Here is a 10,258-nt window from a genome sequence, read left to right on the forward strand (position 1 = left end):
ATTTTGGATTTGCAAATGCCATTGCAGCCGCAGATTTCTGCATCATCGGGCAACGCTGCAACGGCCGCCATGGGGTCCATTGCGGCCCCACCTTGATAGGCTTGGCCAAAGATTAAGGTGTCTCGCATTTCTGAGACATCGGTCCCTTTTTTCTTGAGGTCGTTAAACCATGCCCCGTCGCTTGTTTCCCCGTATAAAACGGTGCCCACAATCTTATTGTCTTGCAAAATGACGCGTTTGTAGATGCCCGCATTTGCGTCCCGCAACACGATCTCATCACGGTCCTCACCTTCTGCAAAATCCCCAACCGAGAACAGGTCAATGCCAGTGACTTTGAGTTTTGTGGCTGTGTCTTGGTGTTGGAACGATTGGCTATCATCCCCGCTCAGCGTATGGGCCGCAATCCGCGCCATTTCGTATAGCGGGGCCACAAGTCCATAAACTTGCCCGTCAATTTCAGCGCATTCCCCTAGAGACAAAATGTCCGGGTCGCTGGTGCGCATTTGTTTGTCCACAACAATGCCGCGGTTAACTTCAAGCCCAGCCTCTGTGCCCAAAAAGCCGTTCGGGCGAATGCCTACGGCCATTACAACTAGCGAGCAGTCGATGACCTCGCCGTTCTCAAGTTCAAGACCTTGTACTTTTTTGTCACCCAGAATGCATTTCGTATTGGAACTGGTTTTTACCGCTATGCCACGGCTTTCCAATTCTTTTTGCAAAAGATAGCCAGCAGAAGGGTCGAGCTGACGCTCCATCAAAGTGGGCATCAAGTGCACCACGGTGACGTCCATACCCCGGTTTTGCAAACCAGCAGCGGCTTCCAATCCAAGTAGCCCGCCGCCGATCACCACCGCCTTGTCCCGCGCTTGCGCCGCCAACATCATGGCGGTCACATCATCAAGGTCACGGTAGGACAAAACACCCGGCAATTTGTGGCCGGGGACGGGGATGATAAAGGGGTTAGATCCCGTCGCAATCACCAATTTGTCGTAAGGCGCGGTCGTGCATTGATCCGAGGTGACGGTTTTGTTTTCCCGATCAATCTCGATGATCTTGTGGCCCTTATAAAGCATGATGTTATGCTTGATGTACCAACCATCTCCATGGATGATGATCTCTTCAAAGCTCTTTTCGCCCGAGAGAACAGGAGAGAGCATGATCCGGTCATAATTGACCCGAGGCTCAGCATTAAAAATCGTAACGTCATAAGCATCAGGCGAGATGTCGAACAGGTGCTCAAGCATCCGCCCCGGGGCCATGCCATTGCCGATAATGACGAGTTTTTGCTTTTCCATTATTGCCTCCTATTCAGCTGCAACGGTTGACGCTGCACGCTGGCGCGCAATGCGCGTGGCGCGTTTTTCTTTGATCGCAATTAGTTGCTCTTCACTTGGGTCTGCACCGCCTTCATAGGCTTCCAAGAACTCGAGCAATTCTTCGCGATAAGCGTAATAATCTGGGTGATCCAACAAGGCCTTGCGGGAGCGTGGGCGGGGCAGATCAACTTCCATGATATTGCCGATTTTGGCGTTTGGGCCGTTCGACATCATCACCACGCGGTCAGCGAGCAAAATCGCTTCATCCACATCGTGGGTCACACAAATCGCGGTCACTTGTGTGCGTTTCCAAACGTCCATCAAAACATCTTGCAGCTCCCAACGGGTGAGGCTGTCGAGCATGCCAAATGGCTCGTCGAGCAAAAGCAATTTTGGCGACAGCGCAAAGGCGCGTGCAATGCCAACGCGTTGCTTCATGCCGTTGGACAAATCGCCCGCCAAACGGTCCATACTGTCTTTAAGGCCGAGCTTTGAAAGGTAATATTCAACCACGTCTCGACGTTCGGCACGGCTGGCGTTCGGGTAGACTTTATCAACGCCCAATTCAACATTCTCGTAGGCCGTAAGCCAGGGCATCAGGTTGGGGGCTTGGAACACCACCGCTTTGTCTGGCCCTGCACTTGAGATGTGGTGCCCGTCTAAAATAATGCCGCCGACAGTTATTTTATTCAGCCCTGCCGCCATGGACAAAACCGTAGATTTGCCACACCCAGAGTGACCAATAAGGGTGATGAACTCGCCCTTTTTTATTTTCATATCGAACCCATCAACAACCGTAAGCGGGCCTTTGGGCGTCGGATAAACCTTCGTGAGATTCGAAAACTCCAAATAGCGCTCGTCGCGGCTGGAAGAGGTCATTTCAGCATAGGCTTTTGGCAAGGATTCGTTTTTGCCCAGGCGCACCGGCTCAATATTGGGCAATATTGTTTGCTCGCCATCTTCATCCTGACGTTCGGCCCCAACAGTAATCAAATAGTCAGTTACCGCTGCGCGTAATTTGATGAACCTTTCGTCGTTATTGAGCGCGGTGCGTTCGCGCGGGCGCTCAATATCGACCTCAAAATGCGGGCCCAAGGTGGCGTTTGGCCCGGGGTTGAGCGGAATAATCCGATCCGCCAACAAAATGGCTTCATCCACATCATTGGTGATCAAGATGATGGTCTTTTTCTCGCGCTGACAAATGTCAGCAAATTCATCTTGCAGTTTGGCGCGGGTGAGGGCGTCAAGCGCGGACAAAGGTTCATCAAGCAGCAAAATCTCGGGTTGCATGGCGAGGGCCCGGGCAACCGACACCCGTTGGCGCATGCCGCCAGACAGTTCCGAAGGCTTTCGGCTTTTGGCGTGGCTCAATCCCACCATGCCAATGTAGCGATCAACGATTTCCTGGCGTTCAGCTTTTGGCCTGTCTTTGAACACTTGATCCACCGCCAAGCTGACATTGCCCTCAACGGTGAGCCAGGGCAGTAAAGAATATGACTGAAACACCACGCCACGTTCAGCGCCCGGCCCATCTATTTCTTTTCCGCGATAAATCACCCCGCCGCTGGTTGGTTTTTGCAAACCAGCAAGCGCGGAGATCAAAGTTGTTTTGCCAGTGCCAGAGAACCCAACGATTGCGATAAATTCTCCCTCGGCGACCTTAAGGTCAATGTCAGTGAGGACGCGCTGACATTGCTCCCCTTCGCCGAAATGCACTGACAATTTCGAAATTTCTAAAATCGACATGGTTCACCCCTTACCGGTTGGCCGAGAAGGTGAAGGCGCGTTGCAGCGCGAACATCAAACGATCGAGCATGAAACCAACGATGCCGATGGTCAAAACCGCCACCATGATCTTGGCAAGAGATTGCGATGAACCGTTTTGGAACTCGTCCCAAACGAATTTGCCAAGGCCAGGGTTTTGCGCCAACATTTCAGCGGCAATCAAAACCATCCAACCAACGCCAAGTGACAAGCGAAGTCCGGTGAATATCAGCGGCAAAGAAGAAGGCAGAACCAATTTTGTAATGGTTTTGTAAGTTGGCAGTTGCAGCACCTTGCCCACATTCATCAGTTCTTTATCAACTGACGCCACACCCAAGGCAGTGTTGATCAACGTCGGCCAAAGCGAGCATAGGGTCACGGTTACTGCTGAAGTGACCAGTGATTTAGACAACCAATCAACTGGGTTCACATAAGTGGCTGAAATGATCATGGTCACAATGGGCAACCAAGCAAGCGGCGACACTGGCTTGAATATTTGGATCAACGGATTGATCGCGCCGTTGAAGGTTTTCGACAAACCAGACGCAATGCCCAATGGCACTGCAATGATGGTTGCAATGATGAAACCAAGCGCGACGGTGATCAATGATGTCAGTATTTGATCAATATAGGTTGGCTTACCCGTATAGGTGCGGTGTTTGACTTTGTCTTTTTTCCCATCCGCAATCAGCTTCGCGTTGCGCTCATCTTGGCGCTGATAAAAGGCAGTTGCTTTTTCGCGTTCACGAACATGGTCGGCCCAAAGGTTCTGTGCTTGCTCTGCGACCTGCAATGGGCCGGGAATCGCACCAAGCGAGGTTTGCACGGTGGGGGCCAATGCAGCCCAAGCCAAGACAAACATCACGATCCCAAATAGGGGAATGAGCAATACTTGCCGCAAAATCGGCAACTGCTCGCGCGGACTTTCGCCAGCCGCCATTTTCAAGAGGGGCGTCAACCACGCAAAGCCCAAGGCTTCTAACCAAGAGCTTGCTTTGTTGATCCAAGAAAGAGCGCCTTTGCGAAAAGCGTTTTCTGGCCGTGCAGGTTGTGTGGAAATGTCAGTCATTTTGTCGAACCTTATTCTATTAATGTCGCTGGCTGACGGGTGTTTGGGGCCATCCGTCAGCCAGCGCCCTCCTTGCCCTAGCTGCCGTTTTCCTCAACCAGCTGATCGGTCTTTAAGCCGATTTTTAAGCTGTCGAGGTAGGCGTTGGGCTGTTTCGCATCGAACGCAATGGCGTCGATAATATCGGTGCTTGGGGTAGGTGCCTTGTAGCCGTCGCTATCCCAAGGGACCTCTGCTTCTGCCACATATCCTTCGTCCAAAAGCATTTTGGCGGCTTTTAGATAAATATCAGGGCGGTAAACGCTTTTCGCGACATCGTCGTACCAAGCATCGTCTTTTTGTTCAGCGATTTGGCCCCAGCGGCGCATTTGCGTCAGGTACCAAACAGCGTCTGAATAGAAAGGGTATGTGGCATTGTAGCGATAGAACACGTTGAAATCGGGCACGGCGCGCTTGTCGCCTTTTTCATATTCAAATGTGCCGGTCATCGAGTTGGCGATCACTTCAGCGTCGGCTCCCACATATTCAGAACGCGCCAAAATCTCCACTGCTTCTTCACGGTTGGCATTGTCGTTTTCGTCCAACCATTTGGCCGCGCGGATCAATGCTTTTGTAAGAGCAAGAGTGGTGTTGGGATATTGTTCGGTGAACTCTTTGGTGAGGCCGAAGACTTTTTCTGGGTTGTTCTTCCAAATCTCATAGTCGGTGATTACGGGCACGCCGATGCCTTTAAACACCGCGGCTTGGTTCCACGGCTCCCCAACGCAGTAGCCGTTGATGGTGCCCGCTTCCAAGGTTGAGGGCATTTGCGGCGGTGGCGTGACTGAAAGCAAAGCTTCAGCGTCAATTTGACCCGAAGTATCCGAAGGAGAGTAGAACCCTGGGTGAATGCCGCCCGCAGCGAGCCAGTAGCGCAATTCGTAATTGTGTGTGGACACGGGGAATACCATGCCCATGTTGAAGCTTTTGCCATCGGTCTTAAACTGTTCGATCACGGGTTTAAGCGCCGCCGCGCTGATCGGGTGAACCGGTTTACCGTCTTCGCCATATTCAAGATGCGGCTTCATCATTTCCCAAACCTCATTGGAAACAGTGATGCCGTTGCCGTTCAAATCCATAGAGAAGGGTGTAACAATATGTGCTTTGGTGCCAAAGCCAATGGTTGCCGCCAAAGGTTGGCCCGCCAACATGTGCGCGCCGTCCAACTCACCTGTGATGGTGCGATCAAGCAGCACTTTCCAGTTCGCCTGCGGTTCAAGCGTAACGAACAATCCCTCGTCTTCGAAATAGCCTTTTTCATAGGCGATCGCTAAAGGGGCCATGTCTGTTAGCTTAATGAAACCGAGCCGCAACTCGTCTTTTTCTACGTCCAGCATGTCTGCAAATGCATCCGTGCTAAGGCTGAAAATCGCAACGGCGCTGGTCAGCAGCGCGGCGGTAAGTTGGGGGATAATTGATTTCTTCATTGTTATCGCGGTCGTCAATTTCGGTCCTTTCTGGGGTCAATGTCGGGGAGGAATTCGACCCATTCGCGTCAGTATGGTTGACCTAAATTCAATATGCCAAATGATCGTGATGTTGTATGCTGCTAAAAAATCCGCTAAGTGTTGCAAAAAATGCACCACATTGTGCGAGGTGAACTATGCGGCATATGCTGGCGCTTAAATATATTGATGCTGTGGCGAAGGCGGGCTCGATCCGTGCCGCCGCCGAAACTTTGGCCATTACACCTTCAGCTTTGAACCGACGGATACTGACGGTGGAAGAAGAGCTAGGAATCGAGATATTTGAACGCCATTCGCTGGGGGTGCGGCTCAATAGTGCAGGCGAATTATTCATCCAACATATCCGCGCACAAATGGCGGACCTTGAACGGGTTCGTTCGCGGATCGCGGACTTGTCCGGGGTGCGATTGGGGCATGTGCGCATTGCAACCACCAAAGAAATTGGCGCAAATCTACTGCCCGGCCTCATCCAAAGTTACCGATCCGAATTCCCCGGCGTTACCTTTTCAATTGAAACTTTTGCTCGCGCGCAAGTCGAGCGGCAATTGCATAGTCTTGATGCGGATATCGCCCTTGTTTTTCAACCACTTCGGCTGGCCGATGTTCAAACACTTATCCATACACAGCAAGAAATACATTGTGTCATGTCACCCAACCATCTCTTGGCTCAGCGCACGGCATTGAGGTTGGTTGATTGCCTGGAACATGGCGCGATCTTGCCGCCGCGCGGAGACGGGGTGCGGGAGTTGATTGAAGCCGCCGCTGTAAAGAAGGGCCTTAATTGTATGCCTGCGGTTGAAGCTGATGATGTAAATCTGATTCAAAATATTGCCCGGCAAAATGGCGGCGTTGCCTTTTCCTATTCGCTTGCTGATCAAAATGGTGTTGGCGAAGGCTTGGTGAAAGTGCCATTACACGTTGGGGAGTTGGACCCCGGTTTTTTGTTTGTCGGGCAACTGCACAAGCGAACACTGCCAGTGGCGGCAAGCAAATTTGTTGAAGAACTGCGCAAGAAAATCGATCGGCATTAAATCTGGCGGACGTCAATCATACCTCAACCATGTGCGCTTATTGTGTGGTCTGTTCGGTGTTTTGAGATAGGCGAATTGGCCAATCCCTTGAGCCCAATGAAAATCTAAAACGTCGGAGTGGTAATGCGTTCTTTTTTTCGTGCAGCCTTCATATTCGTTTCTGCAATTATGTGTATATTGCCTGCGCAGGCAAATACACTCTCTCAAGTACGAGAAAGAGGGCATTTGCTTTGTGGAGTAAATACGTCGCTTCCTGGATTTGCCATTCAACAGACCAATGGCACCTGGACTGGTTTTGACGTTGATTTTTGTCGCGCAGTGGCCGCAGCGATTTTTGCAGACAGCAATGCGGTGAATTTCATTCCGTTGAACGCTACGCAAAGGTTTGATGCGTTGCAATCTGGTGAAATTGATCTGCTGTCCCGCAACACGACATGGACATTTTCGCGGGACACCAAACTCAAACTGAATTTTGCTGGCACCTCATATTTTGACGGGCAAGGATTCCTCATTGCCAAGCGGATAAATATCAATAGTGCTTTGGATCTCCAAGGCGCGCGGATTTGTGTGCAAGTGGATACCACCACAGAACACAATTTATCAGATTTCCTCCAGGCTCAAAGAATTCACTATTTTCCAATACGTTTTAAGGACGCTGAAGAAGCAATAGAGCTTTACAGACGCGGTGACTGCGACGTCTACACAGCAGATGCCTCGGCGCTGGCCGCGACGCGGGCGTCTTTGGCAACCCCAAGTGATCACACCATTCTGCCCGAGATCATTTCAAAGGAGCCTTTGGGGCCCGTTGTGCGTGAGGGCGATGAAATGTGGACAAATTTGGTGCGCTGGACCCTTAATGCGCTCATTGTTGCAGAAGAACTGAACGTTACATCTAAGAACGTTGAAATGCTGGCAAAGACAACTGTTCACAGGGATGTTGGTCGATTGTTGGGGACGCAAGATGCACTGGGGACCCAACTTGGGTTGGAAGTCGATTGGGTGGTTGCGGTGATCAAAAGCGTTGGCAACTACGGTGAAGTCTTTGAACGAAATATCGGTGAAGGCACACCAATTGGTCTTGCTAGAGGGTTAAATGATCAATGGCAGAAGGGCGGGCTGCTCTATGCGCAACCGTTCAGATAAGAGGTATGGGGAATACCACTTATGCTGTTTGAAAATCGACTTCGATATCATTGGGTGTGATCCGGTCTTCTGCAAAAGTCGCTCGATTGCCACCCTGTCGCTTTGAATGATACATCGCTTCATCAGCCCTGCGCATTAAATCGGGTGCATTGCGCCCATCTTTTGGCGCATTTGCAATGCCGATCGAGCAGCCCACACTCAATTCTCCATAGGGAGTAGGGATGGGCCAAACGGCCAATTCTATAAGTTCTTGCGTGAGCTGTGACGTGATTTCGCGGCCAAAGTTTTCCTTCAGGATAATCATAAATTCATCGCCGCCAACGCGGGCAACGGTGCCGTATTCTCCCACAGCCTCTTTGAAACGTTGCGCAACATTCACCAAAATGAGGTCCCCAGCGTCATGCCCATAAGTATCATTAAGCGGCTTGAATTTATCCAAATCTAGGGTGAGTAATGTGAATGGGTTTTGGGGCGCGCCTTGCATGGCTTCTGAAATCATTTCATCAAATTTTGCGCGGTTCGCAAGGCTGGTTAGCCCACAATGGCGTGCCATAAAACTGTTCTTACGGTTCACCAACCCAAAGGCATTTAGAACACTAGAGAACTTTAGAGCGACCAGCACGGTAGACGCCAAAATGATCAGTGAAAGTAATATCAAATAGGGCAAAGCGTCGTTCAAAATGGTTAGCTTTGGAGAAGTTGCATCCCATTCCAGTTGAGCAGCAGCGGGCAGTTGCGCGTTGGGAAGCGCGAGAAATGTTTTGTCATTCGAGGGCGTTCGCGTTTGGAATGGCATTAAGTCCCTCATGCCGATCTTGGCCGCAGTTTGAGAGAAATATAAGTTGGGAATAGGGATTGCTGCGATGCTGACAAATGGGTGTGGCGTGTCCGTGCGTAAGTAGCTTGTCCTTGCCAATACCGGTTGTACGACGATTAAGTGCAACTTATTCTCGAGATATCGAAATCCAAAAACGGTCATCGCGCTGTCGTCATAAAGGAAATGGGATGGTATGACGAACCCGTTTTGGGCCGGCGCTTTCATGGAGTCAAATTTTGCGTAAGCATCTTGAACCAAGTCAAGGCTTGCATTGATCAGTCTTTGGGTATCGCGTTTTTTGTCTTTTTGTTGGCTTATGGCGAATTGTGTTGATGCGTAAACAAGGTCAGCATCGCTATCGATAATGCCAAAAAAGGAAAATGGCTCACGACCCAGCTTTAGGGTCAGTAACCGATCAAGGTTACGGTCTTCTTCAGCCTTCTTCGTTTCCAAAAAAAGCACATCGGACCTTACGAGTCTTTGTTGTGCTGCAATCGCGTTTTGTGCAACGCGTTGAACTTCGAATTCAACCAGCTGCAGTTCACGGATCGTACTAATCTCGTTCGCTGCATCGCCTGCAAATTGTACGGTCAAATAAACGGCGCCCAAAAACGCGGCGACAAACGCAAAGCACCCAAACCATACGCTGCGGACCAGCATCGCCGTCCGACCACGGTTTTCGTTTTCGAAATTGGCGTTCATTTCCCATTTCCTGCTGCGCCTCGCGCAAAGATCATAGGACGTTTTCGCTTAATGCTTCACTAAAGACCTGTTCGGACTATCCAGTGATCGGGTGTGAACTCACCCAAAGTTCAACGCTTTCAACATCGCTTACCACTTTGGAAAAGTGCTTTTCGGTTGTGTCGTGATGAATACTGTCGCCCGCCACCATGTTATGGACTGCATCACCCAAGTGATATTCAAGTTCTCCGGCGATCAAATAGCAAAACACCTCACCTTTGTGGTGCATGCGTTCGGATACATGTCCTGGCGGTCTGTAAATGATGCAGGGATAAAATAACGCACCAGAAAACCCGGGACCCAATTTTTCATACCAGCGACCTGCCTCCCCCAAGCTATAGCTTTGCCTATGTTCAGCTTTGGTTAGAACCTCAAAATTCTCTGAGACATTTAGCAATTGTTCAATGCTGGTGTTGAGCGAGTTTGCAATGCGCATGAATGAGGACAAAGACGGCGCGCATATGCCGCGCTCCACTTGCGAAATGAACCCTATGGTCAGTTCAGTTTCCGCAGCAATTTGGACAAGTGTCTTACCAAGTGCCTTGCGACGCCGACGGATGGAGCGGCCTATATCTTCATTGCTTGGCTCATTAGGTTTCGCGTTCAAAATCTCACCCGATCTATTCTATTGGTCCCAATTGGCTTCATTGGTTGGCCCAATTTGCACGTCTACGACAAGCAACGCAAGGGCTGTTGAATTGTCACTATAATAAATTTTAGTTTGACTTCAAATGTGGATAGTGCAAAATTCGATTTTGGATACAATCTCCAAAACGGCGCGCAAGCGCTCTCATCTGCAAGGGAGGAAATGCACGGTGAAAAAACTTCTTATGGCCACGGTGGCGGTCGCCGCCATGATGTCGGCGTTCCCA

At 50.4% G+C, this 10,258-nt stretch carries 8 protein-coding genes; 2 read left to right on the forward strand and 6 right to left on the reverse strand.

The window, feature by feature from the left end:
* From Q0231_RS13500 to Q0231_RS13515, 4 genes are all read right to left on the reverse strand, one after another.
* The coding region (locus tag Q0231_RS13500; RefSeq protein ID WP_299348118.1) for an FAD-dependent oxidoreductase at positions 1-1,295 on the reverse strand (1,295 nt) is incomplete at its 3' end.
* Between the two features lie 9 nt (positions 1,296-1,304).
* Positions 1,305-3,062, reverse strand: coding sequence for a nitrate ABC transporter ATP-binding protein (locus Q0231_RS13505; RefSeq protein ID WP_299348120.1), 1,758 nt, complete (start codon positions 3,060-3,062; stop codon positions 1,305-1,307).
* A gap of 10 nt (positions 3,063-3,072) precedes the next feature.
* Complete coding sequence (locus tag Q0231_RS13510; RefSeq protein ID WP_299348122.1) at positions 3,073-4,149, reverse strand: ABC transporter permease; 1,077 nt, start codon at positions 4,147-4,149, stop codon at positions 3,073-3,075.
* A 77-nt stretch (positions 4,150-4,226) separates the two neighbouring features.
* A complete protein-coding gene (locus Q0231_RS13515; RefSeq protein WP_299348124.1) occupies positions 4,227-5,615 on the reverse strand; it encodes a CmpA/NrtA family ABC transporter substrate-binding protein in 1,389 nt (462 codons plus the stop codon).
* A 176-nt stretch (positions 5,616-5,791) separates the two neighbouring features.
* On the opposite strand from Q0231_RS13515, the gene Q0231_RS13520 reads away from it, so the two are divergent.
* Positions 5,792-6,685 carry a LysR family transcriptional regulator gene (locus Q0231_RS13520; RefSeq protein WP_299348127.1) on the forward strand — a complete coding sequence of 298 codons (894 nt, stop codon included), beginning with the start codon at positions 5,792-5,794 and terminating at the stop codon, positions 6,683-6,685.
* Positions 6,686-6,808: 123 nt separating this feature from the next.
* On the forward strand, positions 6,809-7,828 hold the full coding sequence (locus tag Q0231_RS13525; RefSeq protein ID WP_299348129.1) for an amino acid ABC transporter substrate-binding protein: 1,020 nt from the start codon (positions 6,809-6,811) through the stop codon (positions 7,826-7,828).
* Between the two features lie 19 nt (positions 7,829-7,847).
* Here the strand turns inward: Q0231_RS13525 and Q0231_RS13530 are convergent, their stop codons facing one another.
* Complete coding sequence (locus Q0231_RS13530; RefSeq protein WP_299348130.1) at positions 7,848-9,347, reverse strand: GGDEF domain-containing protein; 1,500 nt, start codon at positions 9,345-9,347, stop codon at positions 7,848-7,850.
* Positions 9,348-9,423: 76 nt separating this feature from the next.
* On the reverse strand, positions 9,424-9,993 hold the full coding sequence (locus tag Q0231_RS13535; protein ID WP_269393078.1) for an XRE family transcriptional regulator: 570 nt from the start codon (positions 9,991-9,993) through the stop codon (positions 9,424-9,426).
* Between the last annotated feature and the right edge of the window lie 265 nt (positions 9,994-10,258).

The organism is uncultured Maritalea sp. (genome assembly GCF_937139385.1).
In the GTDB taxonomy this organism is placed as follows: Bacteria; Pseudomonadota; Alphaproteobacteria; order Rhizobiales; family Devosiaceae; genus Maritalea; species Maritalea porphyrae_A.

What these genes read in the sequence shown, in the direction of transcription:
- Q0231_RS13515 (WP_299348124.1), bottom strand. Translation starts at nt 5,615, where the DNA reads ATGAAGAAATCAATTATCCCCCAACTTACCGCCGCGCTGCTGACCAGC.
- Q0231_RS13525 (WP_299348129.1), top strand. Translation starts at nt 6,809, where the DNA reads ATGCGTTCTTTTTTTCGTGCAGCCTTCATATTCGTTTCTGCAATTATG.
- Q0231_RS13510 (WP_299348122.1), bottom strand. Translation starts at nt 4,149, where the DNA reads ATGACTGACATTTCCACACAACCTGCACGGCCAGAAAACGCTTTTCGC.
- Q0231_RS13505 (WP_299348120.1), bottom strand. Translation starts at nt 3,062, where the DNA reads ATGTCGATTTTAGAAATTTCGAAATTGTCAGTGCATTTCGGCGAAGGG.
- Q0231_RS13520 (WP_299348127.1), top strand. Translation starts at nt 5,792, where the DNA reads ATGCGGCATATGCTGGCGCTTAAATATATTGATGCTGTGGCGAAGGCG.
- Q0231_RS13530 (WP_299348130.1), bottom strand. Translation starts at nt 9,347, where the DNA reads ATGAACGCCAATTTCGAAAACGAAAACCGTGGTCGGACGGCGATGCTG.